The organism is Campylobacter concisus (assembly GCF_002913545.1).
GTDB lineage: Bacteria > Campylobacterota > Campylobacteria > Campylobacterales > Campylobacteraceae > Campylobacter_A > Campylobacter_A concisus_AV.
The window spans coordinates 32,214-49,903 of record NZ_PPBR01000124.1; the positions used below are offsets into that span (position 1 = coordinate 32,214).

General features: G+C 38.9%; 16 protein-coding genes. 2 read left to right on the forward strand and 14 right to left on the reverse strand.

Annotation, left to right across the window (positions count from 1 at the left end; all coding sequences use genetic code 11):
* Window positions 1-37: 37 nt before the first annotated feature.
* From CYP05_RS08780 to fliW, 5 genes are all read right to left on the reverse strand, one after another.
* The gene (locus CYP05_RS08780) at window positions 38-472 is read right to left on the reverse strand and encodes a hypothetical protein (protein WP_021084452.1); all 435 of its coding nucleotides are present in this window, start codon (window positions 470-472) and stop codon (window positions 38-40) included.
* Entirely contained in the window at window positions 472-1,440 is a 969-nt protein-coding gene (locus CYP05_RS08785) for a prepilin-type N-terminal cleavage/methylation domain-containing protein (RefSeq protein ID WP_103642654.1), read from the reverse strand. The genes CYP05_RS08780 and CYP05_RS08785 overlap by 1 nt, the downstream gene beginning before the upstream one ends.
* A complete protein-coding gene (locus CYP05_RS08790) occupies window positions 1,437-2,078 on the reverse strand; it encodes a type II secretion system protein (protein ID WP_103642655.1) in 642 nt (213 codons plus the stop codon). The genes CYP05_RS08785 and CYP05_RS08790 overlap by 4 nt, the downstream gene beginning before the upstream one ends.
* A complete protein-coding gene (locus tag CYP05_RS08795) occupies window positions 2,072-5,908 on the reverse strand; it encodes a hypothetical protein (RefSeq protein ID WP_258031552.1) in 3,837 nt (1,278 codons plus the stop codon). The genes CYP05_RS08790 and CYP05_RS08795 overlap by 7 nt, the downstream gene beginning before the upstream one ends.
* 360 nt (window positions 5,909-6,268) lie before the next feature.
* Complete coding sequence (gene fliW, locus CYP05_RS08800) at window positions 6,269-6,670, reverse strand: flagellar assembly protein FliW (RefSeq protein WP_103587027.1); 402 nt, start codon at window positions 6,668-6,670, stop codon at window positions 6,269-6,271.
* A gap of 112 nt (window positions 6,671-6,782) precedes the next feature.
* Between fliW and CYP05_RS08805 the strand changes: the two genes are divergently transcribed.
* Both CYP05_RS08805 and lon read left to right on the forward strand, forming a co-directional pair.
* Entirely contained in the window at window positions 6,783-7,430 is a 648-nt protein-coding gene (locus CYP05_RS08805; RefSeq protein ID WP_103642657.1) for an outer membrane protein assembly factor BamD, read from the forward strand.
* A gap of 8 nt (window positions 7,431-7,438) precedes the next feature.
* A complete protein-coding gene (gene lon / locus CYP05_RS08810) occupies window positions 7,439-9,856 on the forward strand; it encodes an endopeptidase La (RefSeq protein ID WP_103638760.1) in 2,418 nt (805 codons plus the stop codon).
* 760 nt (window positions 9,857-10,616) lie between these two features.
* On the opposite strand, the gene mrdA is transcribed toward lon, so the two are convergent.
* Genes mrdA through CYP05_RS08855 form a run of 9 tightly spaced genes read right to left on the reverse strand, consistent with a single transcriptional unit; the run spans window position 10,617 to window position 17,636 of the window.
* Window positions 10,617-12,437 (reverse strand): penicillin-binding protein 2, encoded by a 1,821-nt coding sequence (gene mrdA / locus CYP05_RS08815; protein ID WP_103596699.1) that lies wholly within the window; start codon window positions 12,435-12,437, stop codon window positions 10,617-10,619.
* Window positions 12,434-12,925 carry a hypothetical protein gene (locus CYP05_RS08820; RefSeq protein ID WP_103642723.1) on the reverse strand — a complete coding sequence of 164 codons (492 nt, stop codon included), beginning with the start codon at window positions 12,923-12,925 and terminating at the stop codon, window positions 12,434-12,436. Before CYP05_RS08820 ends, mrdA begins: the two co-directional genes overlap by 4 nt.
* A gap of 1 nt (window position 12,926) precedes the next feature.
* Complete coding sequence (yihA, locus tag CYP05_RS08825) at window positions 12,927-13,538, reverse strand: ribosome biogenesis GTP-binding protein YihA/YsxC (protein ID WP_103642658.1); 612 nt, start codon at window positions 13,536-13,538, stop codon at window positions 12,927-12,929.
* Window positions 13,535-14,011 (reverse strand): lipopolysaccharide transport periplasmic protein LptA, encoded by a 477-nt coding sequence (lptA, locus tag CYP05_RS08830; protein ID WP_103615407.1) that lies wholly within the window; start codon window positions 14,009-14,011, stop codon window positions 13,535-13,537. Before lptA ends, yihA begins: the two co-directional genes overlap by 4 nt.
* Window positions 13,984-14,511 (reverse strand): LPS export ABC transporter periplasmic protein LptC, encoded by a 528-nt coding sequence (lptC, locus tag CYP05_RS08835; RefSeq protein ID WP_103642659.1) that lies wholly within the window; start codon window positions 14,509-14,511, stop codon window positions 13,984-13,986. Before lptC ends, lptA begins: the two co-directional genes overlap by 28 nt.
* Window positions 14,502-14,990, reverse strand: a complete 489-nt coding sequence (locus CYP05_RS08840; protein ID WP_103642660.1) for a KdsC family phosphatase — start codon at window positions 14,988-14,990, stop codon at window positions 14,502-14,504. The genes lptC and CYP05_RS08840 overlap by 10 nt, the downstream gene beginning before the upstream one ends.
* Window positions 14,987-15,562: an imidazoleglycerol-phosphate dehydratase HisB gene (hisB, locus tag CYP05_RS08845; protein WP_181001203.1), complete on the reverse strand. Its 576-nt coding sequence runs from the start codon at window positions 15,560-15,562 to the stop codon at window positions 14,987-14,989. The genes CYP05_RS08840 and hisB overlap by 4 nt, the downstream gene beginning before the upstream one ends.
* A 15-nt stretch (window positions 15,563-15,577) precedes the next feature.
* Window positions 15,578-16,438 (reverse strand): septal ring lytic transglycosylase RlpA family protein, encoded by an 861-nt coding sequence (locus tag CYP05_RS08850; RefSeq protein ID WP_009294185.1) that lies wholly within the window; start codon window positions 16,436-16,438, stop codon window positions 15,578-15,580.
* Complete coding sequence (locus tag CYP05_RS08855) at window positions 16,425-17,636, reverse strand: lytic transglycosylase domain-containing protein (RefSeq protein WP_103642662.1); 1,212 nt, start codon at window positions 17,634-17,636, stop codon at window positions 16,425-16,427. The genes CYP05_RS08850 and CYP05_RS08855 overlap by 14 nt, the downstream gene beginning before the upstream one ends.
* Window positions 17,637-17,690: the final 54 nt, after the last annotated feature.

The following is a 17,690-nucleotide window of genomic DNA, read 5'->3' on the forward strand; positions in this document are numbered from 1 at the left end:
AACTAAAAGCAAATTAAAGTAAAATCTTTATAAAATTTTAAAGTTTCTGAAGAGTTCGTTTGTGAAAATTTATAGGATTTGAGGCTTTTCCTGGTTTTGAACTGACAAAGACATCGAGCATTATCGTGCCTTGATTGGCTCCAGTAGCAGCCACTGCGTCACCAGAACAAATGCCCATATCGCCAAAGTATTTTACATATACTTTAAAGGTAAAGAGATCACCAAATTCGCCAGCTATCGGATTATGCTCGTCGCCAAGGCAAACTGCTCCAGTTTTATAAAAGTCATTGCTTATGATAGCTAGCATGGCGTATTCTGTCGCTGCACGGGCTACTAGCTCGCTTTGCTCTCTTAGATAAATTTCGCTATTTTGCTTAACTGAAGTGCTAGCGATCGAAAGAGCCAGCATACAAATAGAGCTTGCGATCACCACAAAAAATATCGCTGCAATGAGCGTAAATCCTCGCCTCATCAATAAACCGCCTTTGACTTACAGATGGTTATCTCTGAGTTTTTTGCTCTCATGCAAAGTTTTAGCACGATGACACCATTTTTTTCAGTAAAAACAAACCTCGTAACGTTTTTGGCAAGGGTTGCTTTTTCGCCGTTTGGTTTATATTTTTCTCCCATCCATGGACGATAGTCGTAGTATAAATTTAGATCAAAGACGCCATTTGCTGTATCTTTTGGATCAGCGCTTTGCTCTGGCACTATGGCATTTGCTGTGTAGGCTAGATGATATTGCTCTGAAATTTGCTTGCCACCAAAACCAGAAATTTCTAGAGTATCGCCATCAGTGCTTTTTACTCCAACTTTTGCTATGTCTAGACTGACAGGCACAGTTCCGTTGCTATAGCCAAAAGAGCTTTGCACATTGTAATAAACATCAGAAAATATCGCTACAACGCCACCATCCTTTTTTGCAAAATCCACACAAGTGGCATTTCTTATCTCATCTCTACATGTTAGATCTTTTATGGTCTCGACCACTCCAGTAGTGAAATTGCTTCCAGGACTTATTAGACCAGTTGCTGGCGAGCTCTTAGCAAGATCCGCATAGCCACTATATCTGCCTGCCTTTCCGCCCTGCTCTATGACATGGTCATTAGCATCAAGAGATATAACGTCATTAAAAATCTCATACGCATAGGGGATAAATTCTAAAATTTCATACTCGGCATTTAAATTTACCCCGCTATCATTTAGCGCCAAAAAAGCTCCATCAGTTTTTCTAGCGATCACGCTTGGCTTTATGCGGTGCTCTAGCCTCTTTGAAATTTGCTCCAGTGCGATCTCCGTTTGCGTCTCGAGCTCATTTACTGTCCTTGTTTGAAAGTAGTTTGAGTAGATGTTCATTATGGCATTAAAGCTCATCATAGCGATGATACCAAGTACGACGATGACGACTACAAGCTCAAGGAGAGTAAAGGCTCTTTTCATTTCCACGCTTTCGTATTTAGCGAGCCGCCCTCACCTAGGTTAAAAGCGTAAGCTCTTAGTACCGATGTCGTCTCTTGTTTTGTGTCATTTTTGTATGAAGTTGCAGTTACTACTATCTCTTTTACATCGCTGTTATCTAGCGCCAAATTTGGTTTAAACCAGCCATTGCTCTCATTCACAATTACATTATAGTCTGAGCCAACTATATAGTCTCTATTTTGATTTGTTGTGTTTAAATTTTTATCCAATATTCTGCCATAGTAATCCACAGATCTCACTGCCGTATCACCTGCTAGATCTGGTGAATTTTCGTAAGCAAAAACCCTATGTCCATCGCCTGTTATTTTATTTATCTTATAAAATTCGTTTCTTTTATCACCTGGCTTTAATATGATAGGAAAAAAGTAAGCCGTCTCAGCGCTAGCACTAACGTTTGAGATTTTTATGATCCTATTACTAAAAGGAGCTTTTAAGATAAGCCCCATATAGGTCTTAGCATTCATCAAGCTCTCTTGCGTAACTGCCTTTTGATTTAGCTCAGATGTGGTCTTTAGTACAAGCGGTATAGACGTGCTGATGATCGCCACAACGACTATCGAGAGGATAAGCTCTATAAGAGAAAAGCCTCTTTTTACCAAGAAATTCTCCTATTTGTCTTATCACTTAGATCGTTAAAGTTATTTTCGCCGCCTACGACATTTCCCACGTCACCTTTACTAGAGCCACTTTTTAGGGTCTTGCCAGCCCAGTCGCCATTTGGCACGAGAAATCTCACTGTGAAATCATTTGTCGCTGCATCTTTATCAAATTCATTATATATGAGCCAGTTTTCTGTATGCATCTTAGCTATATCTGTAACCGCTCGGTCATTTTTTATATAAATGTAACTGACGCCGTCACTAAGTGCTGTCTCTTTGGCTGTATCTCGTGTAGTGTGATTTGAAAAGCTGTAACTATCGACATTGCCATAACTAGCATCGTGCAGAGGATTTACATACCATGAGTGCATACCCGCAAACTCCTCCCAGCGAGCGCTTGATCCAGGTTTTTGTAACATAAATTTACTCTCGTCGCAACCATTGCAATACACTCCGTAGTAAATTTTTGCCTTAAAGCCAGTGTTTGGCCCCTCATAGTAAGGCGCGTATGTCCTAGCGTAGTAAAATTTTGCCGATGTTTTTGTGGTTGGCTTTTTGTAGTTGCCATTGTTTTTTGTTTTATTTGCATCGACTAAACTTTCAAACGTGAAAGTATCGCTTGTTACCTCAAAAGGATTTTTAGCCATATTTTTTTCGCGTTTGAAATTAAATTTTAAATTTACATCAGCGTAGCCGCCTTTAAACGCTTCTTTTTTGACTTCAAAGAGCCCTTCGTGCAAAGAAGTTGGATGTACTTTTTCGACTTTACTAGCATAAAGATTGCCAAAAAACAAAATTTCACTATTTAGCTTAGCTAACCCATCTGTATCGTTTTTTAGTAAAGTGCCATTGTTGTCAGTATAGCCATTTATCATTTCTCCTACTTTTATCTTAAAGCGTGTATTGTTTGAGTAACAACCGTCTTTATATAAAAGTGCAGGATTATCATCAAAAAGTCTAGCTTTTACTTTAAAGCTCAAGATAGGAGTAAAGCTTGCACTGCTTTCATTTGCGATGTAGCTAATGCCTCTTGGCAAAATTTTAAACTCGCTTACTTCAAGATCATTTGGCTCAAAACCAAATTTTTTCTCACCAAATTCTATATCACAACCGACCTTGCCTTCGGTGTTTTCATCATTATCACTCTTATCAAGTACACAGTCACTATCTTGTGGTGGAGTTTTTTTATCTATGCTTGTATAACTTTTATCCACAACATAAAATTTAGCATTTCCGATATCAGAGAAAGAAAATCCCTCTTTATTTGTTTTTAAATTAGTTATAGTGCCTACCGCTTTTGCTGGATTATCAAAGGCTATTTTTAGTTTATTGTCTTCACTTAGTCTCTTTTTTGTATCTTCGGTGATTATGCACCCTGCCTTATCCACAGGCAAGATTGATACATTATTTTCTGTATAACGATTTACACCTGTTGCAGAGCTACCTGCGATTAAGGTATTTGTATATCCATTTGCAAGAGTTGCCTTATCTTTATCTTTATTGTAATTGTAAGCAGCCAAGGTTATATCTTTATAGTCTTTCCCTCCCACAAGTACGCTACTACCATTATATACTCCACCGCTACCTGACTTATCATATAGCTGAAACATAGCTGGTCTTACAGCAAATGCATCAAAGACTTCACACTTTACCACATCTTGATTTTTTGGTTTACTATGATACTTTAGCTTAACATGAAGCTTTCTGTAAGGTCTTGGCACGGTTACCTTTACTTCTTCAGTGTCTTTACTTGCAAAATGAAGTGTTACAGGATGCCCTAATACAGAATTTTCACTACTACAGTTCTCTACAAGTTTAAGATCCACATCAGTAGGCGAGTCGGGTGCTTTTGCCTTTCCATCTATCTCGCTATAGTTTGTGATGTATATACTAAAAGGTTTTTCTGCTATCTTTGTAAAAAGCCTGTTTTTATAATCCCCATTTGAATTATCATCTTTTTTACTTCGTGGATAGAAGTCATTTTCTTCTTCCTCTACGATCTTTAGATTAGGTGACGTTGGAGTACATTCGCTTATCCTATCATCAAACTTCAAACCTGCATCACTATTTTGAAATTTAGCCTCATATCTTGTCTTTTTATACTCTTTTTCTATCACGCCTATGTACTGAACTCTTGCATAGTTTTTATGATCATGCGTTAGCTCTCCACCTACTGCATGACTTGCGTTTTTTCCTATTTTATATTCTAAAGTATGGCTATCAATTCTAAATAGATTTTCATTAGTATCGCTAGTAAGCGTAGTCCAGTTTTCTGAATTTGGGCTCCCATCAGATATTATCACTTTACTAGTTCTTAAACTAGTAGAAGTGTCCTTGTAGCTCATAAATTCAGGTTTTAAATTTACTCTTAAGATAGAGCCATAAGCATCCTCGCTACCTCCATTTTCAACTGTTACGGTAGTCCTTACCAAGGAGCCTTTTTTTACGATAGTTGCTTCTCCAGAACTGCCCTTTAACTTTACAGGTATCCAGCTAGCACCTTTATCTCTACTAACCTCAAACTTTTCTGTGTAGCACACTTTAGGATTATAGAGCAAGGTAGAAAAGGCAACCATACCAATATTTTGTCTCTCTCCCTGGAAGTTACCATCCTGATCACGTTCACTGGTAACTTGAAACCGCACCTCTACATCTTTTTGTCTATGCGACATATTGTCTGAAATGTCAAATAAATCAAGATCCATCTGTCCATTATAAATTTTGCTACTATCTGCTGGATTATTAAATCTGGCAATAGAAGAGTTAAACTGATTATCTTTTGTGTTTTGTAAATTTAGCGGAGACCAAACACTTTTAAAAGTACCATCCTGCTTTATTGCTATATCATCACCTTTCACTTCTTGTCTACCTCCAAAGCTAAAAAGAGCCAAGGTTGATCTAATATCTCCGCTTGGTGGAGTGTAAAAACCATCAAATTTTAAATTTACTTGGCTAACTCCAATACCGCCAGGATAGATATTTGCCATACCATCATATATATTTACTGCTCTTGGCTCGACTCCTTTTACTTCACCATCTTCACCCATATCATAAACTATAACTAAACTCCAACCACCAAACTGAGAAGCACTAAAAGACGAATTCCATTTGCCATCTCCGTAAAGTATAGCTCCATAAGGTGAGTTAAATTTTTTAGTTACCATTTCAATAGGTGTAGTAAAAGCAGGAAATGTTATGGATTTATTTGTTTCTTTTTCTAACTTTATAATACTAGCCGCTATATTACCAACACTAAATGTTCTATTTTGACTTGAAGTACCAAGGCTATCCCTCACCTCTTTTGTTACGTTGGCACTTGCTTGATAAATATAGTAATATCCGCCTCTTCCACTTATATTAGGACTTGCATCTTTTGTCCAACTATCATGCGTCATTATAGTTGGATCACCTTGAGAAAAAGATCCAATCCATTTGATATCATCTTTATCTGCTTGTACTACAAATGTTCCTTTTGGAGTCTTAAAATTTACTCTTGAATAACCATATGTGTCTTCAAAGATAGTTGCAAAATAGTTTGTTTTTATATTCCATTCTTTATATAAGCTACCTCCCCAATATAATCTCGCATATTTTATTTTGCTCCCATCTATGTGTTCCCTTTCATATTGACTTTTTTCTTCAAATTTAAATTTTGCACTAGATGAGTTTGGGAATTTAGTTGTTCCTAAACTAGGTTCTTCATTAACAAATCTTTTCTCTACAATTTGAGAAGTTTGCGAGAATTTATTTTTGCCGCCTATGTTTTTTTGAGGCAAAAAATTATAACCATCTATCTTTGGTATAATTACACTAGCCCCAATGACATCCATATCGCCTATAATTCTTTTAAAACTAGCTTCTTCTCTCTTTTTCAGTACAATACTTTCACTATCATCATTATATCTATATATACGTGCTCTTACTGGATTGCCATAATCGTCATTAGCAACATAATACATAGATTCAGTAGTAGAAGTATCCTTTTTTATGCAATGCTTATAACCATCTTTGTCTATCGAGCATTCATAACCAGCATTACAAACATCAGCAAAAGAGCATACATCACTATGTGATATAAATAAATAATCTATTGGATATACTTCATCACCAAAGATATAAATACAAGATAAAAAAATAAAACAAAAAAATTTCAAATTACAATAACTTCAATGTAATTAGATTCAAAATTTCTAAATGTCCTTGCTTATTGCTTTCTGTATAAAATTTTCTATCATTTCAGCTTGCCCGTATTGTGGATATTTTGTAACATCTAAAACCACTTGAGACAAGGTCATATTGTCCATATTGCAAACGATAGGAGCCACGAAATTCACGGTTGATTTCTCAAGAGGGAGGGCAACTACGATGATGTTGTAAATTCTAAGTTGTGAACTCTCTTTGATATCCATAAGCTCTTCGTAGTAGCTTGGGATGTCAAATTCATAACTTCTTAACGCGAAAGGATTTATCATTGTAAAAGATGTTTCGTCATCTTTGCTCGCTAGCTTAACAAAAAATTTATCGAGTTCAATCAGTTCCATCGTCTTGATATGCTCAAAGCCTAAAATAGGGCTTTTAACACTAAAAATCATACTAACTCCTGTTTTGTAAAATTACCTTATTTTAGCATAGTTTTAAAAAATTTATACAAAAATAATGCCAAAAAATGTAAAATAAGCGAATTTAAAATTTTTAAGGAAAAGCATGAAAAAATTTTCTAAATTTCTAGCAGTCGTAGCTCTTTTAGGGCTTTTTAGTGGTTGTGCTGAAAAATACACCGAACTTTACAATCTAACTCCAGACGAGTGGTACGCTCAAGTTATCGCTGACATAAAAGATGGCGATCTGGAGTCAGCTGATAAACACTACGTTTCAATGGCTAGCGAGCACGTTGCAAGCCCACTTTTGGAGCAAATTTTACTCATCCTTGCCCAAGCTCACGCAAATGACGAAGAGTATCTAATGGCGAATCACTATCTTGATGAATACATCAAAAGATACGGCGATAACGGCCCAAAAACAGAATTTGCTCAATATCTAAAGATAAAAGCAAATTTTGACTCATTTACCAAGCCAAACCGCAACCAAAAGCTAATGGAGGATAGCGTAACTGAGATCGAGAAATTTCTTTATATGTATCCAAATACCGAGTATAAGCCGCTTATCGAGACTATGCTTATCAAATTTAAACTTGCTCTTTACTTCTTAGATATGCAAATAGCAGATCTTTACAAGAGAACTGGCCGTGACGTTTCGGCTAAAATTTACGAGCAAAAGCTAGAAGAGTCGCCGTTTAAAAACTCAGACCTTATCAAACCTGACGTGGCATGGTATAGAAAACTGTTTGAATAGGAGAAATTTTGCAAATAAACGAAAACAAAGGCTTCCCTACTGAGATCCCTATCATAGTTGAGGACGAGCTATTTTTATATCCATTTATGATAACGCCGCTTTTTTTAAGCGATGAAGAAAATTTAAAAGCGCTTGAGCTTGCCATACAAGGAGAGACACCGATCCTTGTCGTGCCTACAAAGCCCCAGCAAGACGGCGCTAGAGACTTTGACGGCATATATGACGCAGGCGTGATCGGCACGATAATGCGCCGTGTGCCGCTACCTGATGGACGCGTAAAAGTGCTATTTCAGGGCATCGACAAAGGTAAAATTTTAAAACAATCAGGCATAAACCCACTCCGTGGCATCGTCGATATGCTCCACGTAAAGCGCCCATCGCAGGTCAAAACTGACGCTCTCATCGTAGTTTTAAGAGAAAAAGTAAGAGAGCTTTCGCAGTTTAGCCACTTTTTCCCGCCTGATCTTTTAAAAACGATCGAAGAGAGCGCTGAGGCGATCAGAGTTTGCGACTTAGTCTCAAGTGCGCTTCGTCTAAAAAAACAGATCGCTTATAGCTTTTTTGTTGAAGAAAATTTAGAGCAGCGCCTACTAAAGCTCATCGACTACGTCATCGAAGAGATCGAGGCAAACAAGCTTCAAAAAGAGATCAAAAATAAGGTTCATTCAAAGATCGACAAGACGAACAAAGAGTACTTTTTAAAAGAACAGCTAAAGCAAATTCAAGCTGAGCTTGGGGCGGATACGAGCCGAGAAGAAGAGCTTGAGGAGTACCGCAAAAAGCTTGATGCGAAGAAGAAATTTATGGCTGAGGACGCCTACAAAGAGATCAAAAAGCAAATAGACAAACTTTCTCGCATGCACCCAGACTCAGCAGACGCGAACACTTTGCAAAGCTACCTTGACTGGGTTTTGGAAATTCCATTTGAAAACATAGCTAAGAAAAAGTCATCTATCACCGAAGTGAGCAAGCACCTAAATGCCGACCACTACAGCTTAGAGAAGCCAAAAGAGCGCATAGAGGAGTATTTTGCATTGCGTGAGCTTTTGGAGCTTAGAGGTGTTGGCGAAAAGGTAAATAACGGCGCTATTTTATGCTTTGCAGGCCCTCCAGGTGTAGGTAAAACAAGTCTTGCAAACTCGATCGCAAAGGCGCTAAAGCGTGAGCTAGTCAGGATCGCTCTTGGCGGACTTGAGGATGTAAACGAGCTAAGAGGTCACCGCCGCACCTATATAGGCGCTATGCCAGGTCGTATCGTGCAAGGGCTCATAGAAGCCAAGCAGATGAACCCAGTGGTTGTTTTAGACGAGATCGACAAGGTTGGCAGAAGCTATAGAGGCGACCCGACCGCTGTTTTACTTGAGATTTTAGACCCAGAGCAAAATAATAAATTTAGAGACTACTACCTAAATTTCAACATCGATCTTAGCAAGATCATCTTCATCGCCACAGCAAATGACGTAAGTATGATACCAGCCGCACTTCGCGACAGGATGGAATTTATCGAGCTTAGCTCATACACCCCACAAGAGAAATTTGAGATCGCTAAAAAATATCTCTTGCCTCAAGAGCTTAAAAAGCACGGCCTAAAACCAAGCGATGTAAGCATCAGCAAAGAGGCACTTGAGCTAATAATTAGCGACTACACAAGAGAGAGTGGCGTGCGAAATTTACGCCGCAGGATCGCTGATATACTAAGAAAAGTCGCTAAAAATATCCTCACCAAAAAGAATGAAGGTAAGATCAGCGTCACGGCTAAAAATTTAAAAGAGTTTTTAGAGAAAAAGGTCTATGAGATCGAGCCAGCGGATAAAAAAGACCAGATCGGCTTGGTAAATGGTCTCGCGTGGACAAGTGTCGGTGGCGACGTGCTAAGGATCGAGGCTATCAGGATCCAAGGTAAAGGCAATATGCAGATCACTGGTCAGCTAGGCGACGTGATGAAAGAGAGCGCTCAGATCGCATTTAGCGTCGTAAAAGTACTGATAGATAATAAAAAGCTAAAAGTGCCGATGGCTATCGTGCCAAAATTTGACGATGACAAGCACAAGCTCGAAGCTAGCGATGTTTATAGACGCTACGACCTTCACTTGCATGTGCCAGAAGGTGCTGTGCCAAAGGATGGTCCAAGCGCTGGTATCACAATGGCGACAGCGATCGCATCGATACTAACTGACACAAAGGTCAAACACGACATCGCAATGACTGGCGAGATCACACTAACTGGCAGAGTTTTACCTATCGGCGGACTAAAAGAGAAACTGATCGCCGCTCACAAAGCTGGCATCAAAACAGCTCTGATACCTCGTAAAAACTATGATCGCGACCTTGTCGATATCCCAGCCGAAGTAAAAGCTGATATGAAGATCATCGCTGTTGATACGATCGATGATGTGCTAAAAAACGCTCTTGTAGCTAAAAAATAATCCCTACTCTAGCCCTACATCTCACTTAGGGCTAGAGAAATTTATAAATTTTGACGATCCTAAAATCCAAAAAAACGCCATATGGCACATATAAGTAGTTAATAAATTAAACAATATAACGCAAAAATTTCTAGTAAATTTTAAAATTTCATGAACGAGTAATTTCGGCTCTAAAATTTGAGCTAAGCTGTAAGCGAAGCCAAATTTTAGTAGTCAATTCTTGCGAGAGAACGAAAGTTTAAAAATTTGCAAGAAGGCTTTATTGAATTTGTAAATTTATTTTATTCAAAGGGAGTCAATGGGGCTTAAATTTTGCTTCATATGCTCGCAATAAAGTAGCAGACAAAAAGTCTGTCACTTATCCATCTTTCTTAAATCCCTCGTCTGATTACAGTTATAATACGAAGTTTAAGTAAAAGCCCTCAAATGTTAGAGGTGTTGCATTAGTGCTTTGCACGACATGCGTATTGTTTTAAGAAATTTCTAACAAATTTTAAAATTTCATGAACGAGTAATTTCGGCTCTAAAATTTGAACTAAGCAATGAGCGAAGTCAAACTATAGTAGTCAATTCTTGCGCGAGAATGAAAATTTAAAATTTGCAAACTTTATATTTTTTGTTAATAAAAGATAAAAAACTTGCATTACATTCTGCTTGTAGCTTGAAAATCAAACTTTAAAAAAGAATATACTCAAAAACTTCCTCATATTTAAATATAAGCTTCAAAATCATAGGGCTTGCCTCTATATACTCAAAAAATCTATTTCTTCTCTTTCTCAGTCTGGACTTTATCTAGCTTTATATATCCCATTTCAACTAGCTTGTTATAAATTTGAGAGATTTTTGGTCCAGCAGCGCTACCACCGTGACCGCCGTGCTCGACAACCATTGTGATGACATATTGTGGATCCTCAAAAGGCGCATAGGTCGTCATCCACGCGTGAGATCTTTGCAAATACGCCATATCTTCTTCTTTCATACGTTTCTTTTCAGTTTGCGAGATACCAACGACTTGAGCTGTTCCAGTCTTTGCCGCAACCTTTACAAGACTCCCCACAAAGTGCCTATTTGCCGTGCCTCTTGGGTGATTTGCCACCTCATACATCGCATGCCTAATGGCAGGTAGCTGCGACTTCTCAAACGGCGTAAAAGCATCATCTGTTGGCGTAAAATCAACATCCTTGCCATCGATGCTCTTTAAAAAATGTGGCGTCACATTTAGCCCAGTTGCAAGGCCTGCTGTGTATTTAGCCACCTGCATAGGCGTGACTAGAAAATTTCCCTGTCCGATAGAGGTGATGAGCGTCTCACCTTGAAACCACGCCTTGCCATACTTCCTCATCTTCCACTCCCTGCTTGGTAGCGTCCCCACAAATTCATTTGGCAAATCAACCTCTGTTTTTCTACCAAAGCCCATGCGCTCAAGTATCGGCACAATGGCGTCTATGCCGATCTTTTGGCTACCCTTGTAAAAATAGTCATCGCAGCTCTCTCTAATGGCTGTGTTCATATTAACCGTGCCATGACCATGCGAGTTCCAGCAGCGAAATTTACGCCCTCCAAGCTCATACGAGCCACTACAAAAAAAGCTATCATATTTGCTCATGCCATTGTCTAAAAAGGCAAGCGCCATACCCATTTTTACGACGGATCCTGGCGGATAGAGGCCGTTTATCAGCTTATTTGTAAATGGGTGATCGACGTTTTTTACAAGCTCTTCCCACTCAGCCTGAGAAATTCCAAGCACAAAAGGATTTAGATCATACTCAGGAAAGCTTCCTGCTGCGATGATGGCGCCATCTTTTAAGCTCATAACTATGACGCTTCCTGCGTCCTTACCAAAGACGTCAGCGACAAACTGCTGAAGCTCAAGATCAACGGCAAGCTTTATGTTTTGACTTTGTGGCGCTTGATAACTCACCTGCTCGATCTCCTCATTTAGCGCATTTACCTTGATCTTTTTAAAACCCTGAATTCCTTGCAAGATCGGGTTGTAAAAGCGCTCTACTCCGCTTCTACCGATATAGTTTGTAAGCTTTGTCAAAGGGTCGTTTTCCATATCTTTTTGATTTGCCCTACCGACGTAGCCGATGATGTGAGAAGCTAGATCATTGTATGGATAGTGGCGCTTTGAAGCGGGTCTTATCTCTAAATTTTCACGCAAAGAAAGAGGTGCAAAAAATGGCAAAAATTTATCATAATCAACAAATTCGACCACGTTTATAAAGTCTTGGTTGTAGGCTGAGTCGTTTTTGATATATTCATTTTTAAGCTTGGTGACGTTTAGATCGCCAAATAGCGAGCCGATATAGGCTAGCTCATCGTCTAAAATTTTCACCTTTTTGTTTGCGCTAAGGTGTGGCTTTACATAGATAGAAAAGCCAAGACGATTGACCGCCATAGGCTTGTCGTGTGCATCAAAGATGATGCCTCTAACTGGCGGGATGTATATAGTTTTTATCGCATTTTGCTCGGCGATCTCGTTGTAATAAGTGTTTGAATTTACACTTAGGTGGTAAATCCGCCCCAAAAGCATGATCCAAAAAAGAGCAATCACGCCAAAAACGATACGCATCCTCATAGCACTTTATCCCGAAAAAGCACGACAGCAAGCACACTTTCAAGCGCTATAAAAAAGAGATACTCTGCGCTAAAAGTCAAATTTGGCTCGTTTAAGACGTAGGCAAAAAGATTATTTACAAGAAAGGTTAGCACATAGCCAGAGGCGACAAAGATGATGAGCAGGCAGTTTCGCCACTTCATCGTCGTATAGAGCCAGTCTAACACGAAGTTGTAAAATAGCAAAAATGCAATGATCGTTGAAAAGAGATAAAAGCCATGAATTTGCTCGGCAAAGACCAAGAAAACGAGCGAAAAATACCATGAGGGTTTAAACTCATCATACTGCTTTTGTTTTCTTGAATACTCCAAAATCATATATGTAAAAAAGATGCCAATAAGTGGTGGCAAGAAACCAAACTGCGTAGTTGCAATCTCGTAAGAGAGCAAAAAAATAGCCCACCAAAAGCCTTTAAAAATTTTAATATCTAAGCTGCTTATGGTTTGCATTTTACCTACCAAGAGCGTGGTTTATGATAGCTTCCCGTGCCTTGTCGATGCCGCTTTTGCTGAGTGTCGAGACCAAAATCCCACTTGGGTCAAATTTCATTATCGCACTCTTTTGGCTTTGATTTAGCTTGTCGCTTTTTGTGTATAAATTTAAGATTTTCTGATCAGCTCTTAAAAAGCTTTTTAGGTAAGAATCCACATTCACGTCGATGTCTAGGTCAAAGTGCCTAGCGTCTATTAGATGTATAAAAAGTCTGATGTCGCTTCTAAATTTCAAAAACTCATCTAAATTTTTACGCCACTCGTCGTGTTTTGACTTTGCAACTTTTGCGTAGCCAAAGCCTGGTAGATCTACCAAGATGAGTTTAAATTTCTCTTTTTGGCTCTCTTCCTTTTCCTCACAAAACTCAGCCTCAAAGAAATTTATAAGCTGCGTTTTGCCAGGAGTTGATGAGCTTTTGGCTAAATTTTTTTGATTAACAAGTGCGTTTATGAGACTACTTTTACCCACATTTGACCTGCCCAAAAAGACCACCTCGCTCGTTACAAAGCTCGGAGCCTCCTTGATACTTGGGCTTGAAGTGATAAATTTAGCGCTCAAGGCTCTTATCACTTGGTTTTATCCTCGATCTGAAAGATAAATTTAACTGGCTTTTTCTCGTCGCTATTTACGCTATATGTGCCATCTTTTTGATTGACCACTATCTTATCACCATAGACATTTTTATCGGTCTCTACCTCGTGCAAATAGCCGTTGCCAGTTACTGTGTATGTCTGCTTTGCAGGCTCGTATGTGAGCGTATCGCCCTTGCCTTCATAGTGCTTATCTTTCATGAAAATTTTAGCTCTAGCGTTGCCTGTGGCTACATATTTTACTGGCTGGCGCTTTTTATCAAAATGCACAACGACTTTGTTTGCCTTTAGCTCATCGTATGAGCCTTTTTTGATATTTACATTGCCTACGAATTCGCTGATCTGCTTGTTTTCATCAGCAAAAAAATCGTTTGAAGTGATCTCAACCTGCTCTGCATTTAAAAATGTAAAGCCCAAAATCATCGCTAAAATCGCTGCTTTTCTTCTACCCATGCCCTTAACCCTTTTATCTGCGTTTGTTTTTTACCAAGATCGTAGCTTCCGCTATCGCCTAGTGCTTTGTCGCCATTTCTAGTGATGGTGAAATTTGCTTCTGATCTTACTATTTTTGTCTTTGTGTTATATATAACTTCATCGCTTTTAAATTTCAAACTATCATTATTTTCATAGTTTGCATTTTTTTGAAAGGTTATCTCATCGTTTTGCGAGATAGCCTTGTCTGAGCTTAGAAAATGTCTTAAATTTCCCCTTAAAATTCTCGCTTTAAAGTCTAAAAATTCATCCCTGTCGCTATATCTGTTTAGCTCGTCACTCTCATAAACTCCGCTTATCTTGGTCGAGTTTATCTCATAATCAACCACGTCATTTACCTGCATATTTGATATCTTTGTATCAACCTTTAGCACGTTTGCTAGATATGGGTCTTGAGCCGCTAAAAATATCATCACAGCACTAAAAATAGCCACGACGAAGTAGAAAATTTTTACAACCAACGCTTAGACCACTCGTCGTATAAATTTTCTGATTTTATGATCATCTCGATCATCTCTCTAACAGCGCCATTGCCGCCTTTGTGCTTTAGCTTTGTCTTTACATCAAGCTCTTTAATGGCATCTTTTGGCTTAAAGCTCCATGCAACTGCGTCTAAAATTTTATAGTCGTTATAGTCATCGCCAATGGCCGCTGCATTTTTAAAGCTAAGCCCTTCAAATTTTAGTATCTCGCTTGCTACCTCAAATTTATCTCCAACGCCTTGATAGACGTGATTTATCTTTAGATCCTCAGCTCTTCGCTCAACGATAGCTGACTTTCTACCAGTGATGATAGCCACTTTCTTACTAAGCTTTAGCCAGCTCTCTATCGCGTAGCCATCTTTTACATCAAAAAATTTAAGCTCTTCGCCATTTGCATTATAGATGATCTTGCCATCAGTTAGGCACCCATCAACATCTAAAAAAATAATCTCTATCATAAAACGCCTTTTGTGCTTGGAGTGCCGATCCTTGCATTTTTAGCAAGCGCTCTGCGGAGTGCTACGGCAAATGATTTAAACGTTGCTTCAATGATGTGGTGAGTATTTTTGCCACGAATTTGATTTAGATGAAGAGTGATAGCTGAATTTATAGCAACTGCTCTAAAAAACTCTTCTACAAGCTCAGTGTCAAACTCGCCAACCTTGGCATTTTCATTAAAATTTTCATATACAAGGTAAGCTCTGTTGCTAAGATCTAGCGAGCAAAAAACAGCCGCCTCATCCATAACGACGCTCGCCTCGCCAAACCTCTCAACACCGCTTAATGGATACAAAGCTTCTTTTAAAAGCTGCCCCAAAACTATGCCAACATCCTCGACACTGTGGTGAAAATCCACATGCGTGTCGCCCTTGCATGAAATTTCAAGATCAAGCAAAGAGTGCTTTGTAAAAGCTTCAAGCATGTGGTCCAAAAAGCCAATGCCTGTGCTTATCTTTGCAACCCCAGAGCCGTAAATTTTGAGCTTCATTGAGATTTGCGTCTCTTTTGTGTTTCTAGTTAGTTCTAAAATTTCCTCTCTCACGCCCTAACCTCTTACTATAAATGCGCCTTGAAATTTGCCGCTTCTTGCGTAATCTCTAGCCTCGTCCTCGCTTCTAAAGCCATTTAAAAATACCCTATAAATGGTTGAGCCATCTATCGTAAATGTCTTAACGACTGATCTATAACCATCTATGCTTTTATGCTCTCTTTGGTATCTGTTTGCGCCTTCAAGGTTTTTAAACGAGCCAATTTGTACCATAAAATCTCCACCCACAACGCGTTGCTCTGATGAGATCACGATGCCGCCAACTGGGGCCGTTGGAGAGACTGGATTTGGCACTTTTATGCCAGTGCTTGTTGGTTTTGTTGGTTGCGCGCTAGCGGTTGTAACGGCATTGATGTCTTCATTAAAGCCGATAACCTCCATACTAACTGGAGCTGTGCCGGTGCCGATGACATCAAGCTTCATCGCAGCTGCTTTTGAGAGGTCAAGCACCCTGTCAGCCACAAAAGGTCCTCTGTCATTTACACGCACGATGACACTTTTTTGATTTCTTAAATTTGTTACTTTAAGTATTGTATTCATCGGCAAAGTCTTATGCGCCGCAGTCATATTGTACATATTATAAACTTCGCCATTTGAGGTCGTTTTGCCGTGAAAATTTGGACCATACCAACTTGCCGTTCCGCTGGCTTTATCGCCGACACTTACGACGGTCGGATAGTATGTTTTGCCGTTTATCGTGTATGGTCTCATTGTTGCTTTTTGAACTGAGGCGGAGTTGTTGCCTCTTACGTTAGTTGGGCCACTTGGAGTAAATGGAGCCCCGCTCCAAGAACAACCAGTGATTAGAAGTGTAAAACTTAGTCCTAAGTAGAAATTTAGGCTCTTACGGTATGACAATATTTGCTCCGACATTTAAATTTGAACTAGCCAAAGAATTTGCATCTTTTATATCTTTTTCGCTTACATTAAATTTCTTTGATAAAGATGCGATTGTATCGCCTGTTTGAACTACGTAGTTGTGAGATTTATTTTGAGTAGAAAAAGGGATTATTAGTTTTTGATTATAGCTTACTGCGTTTGTGCTAAGCTCGTTGTAGTCCTTGATCGCTCTGTGGCTAACGCCAGTTTTTTTAGAGATAGAAAGTAGCGTCTCACCCTTTTTAACTGTGTAGGCATAGAAGTTGTTTTTGCCATTAAATGGTTTGAAATTTTCAGAGAAAAGCTGCTTTTTATTTTCAGGGATATAAACGTAATAATCTTTTAAAGTTGGAGGTGTAAATACAAATTTTAAATGTGGGTTATTGCTTTTCATCTTTTTTGTGCTAAGACCGATGCTGTCGCCTATCTGAGCTAAATTTGTACCGCCTGGCACTTTTACTTTCGTAAGTCTTAATCCGCCATTTATGTTTAGTAAAGACGACTCTTTAGATATCAAAAAGTCCGCATCTTTTGCTATATATGCCGCTCTTAAAATTTTAATGATGAAATTTCTAGTTTCAGGTGGAAGATACTTCTTTTCTGAATCAATCAGGGTTACTAAATCATCTGTGCCGGCTTTTTGTATTGCTCTTCTAAGCGTTCCATCACCACAATTATAAGCTAATGCTGCAAGATACCACTTGCCAAATTGATTTTTAAGTGATCTTAGATAGTTTGTAGCTGCGACAGTTGATTCAACCGGATCTTTTCTCTCGTCGGTGTATTGCCCTACTTTTAGGCCATGAATTTTTGCCGTTTGCTCCATAAACTGCCACATACCAGTAGCTTTAGCGTTTGAGACAGTGTGATTTGAAAAGCCTGACTCTATCATCGCTAGATAGAAAAACGACTCAGGCACACCTGACTTTTTGATCTGCTCTTTAATCATTGGTATATACATATAGCCATTTTTCAAGGCATCTGTAAATGTTCTTACCTGTGAGTTTTGTATGCCTTGTCTCATCTTTGCATAGTGAGAAGTTTTCATAAAGCTAGCATCGATGTCTAGCTCCTTTAAAATTTTAACCTGAGTGTCGTAAGAGCTCTTCTCAGGGGCGTTTGCTAGTAGCAAGGTGCTACATGCAAATAATAAAAATATCTTAAGCATTGCTTTCATTTCTATCCTTTTTCGTGTCAAAGCTTAATGATGCTAGCATCTTAAGCAAGCACA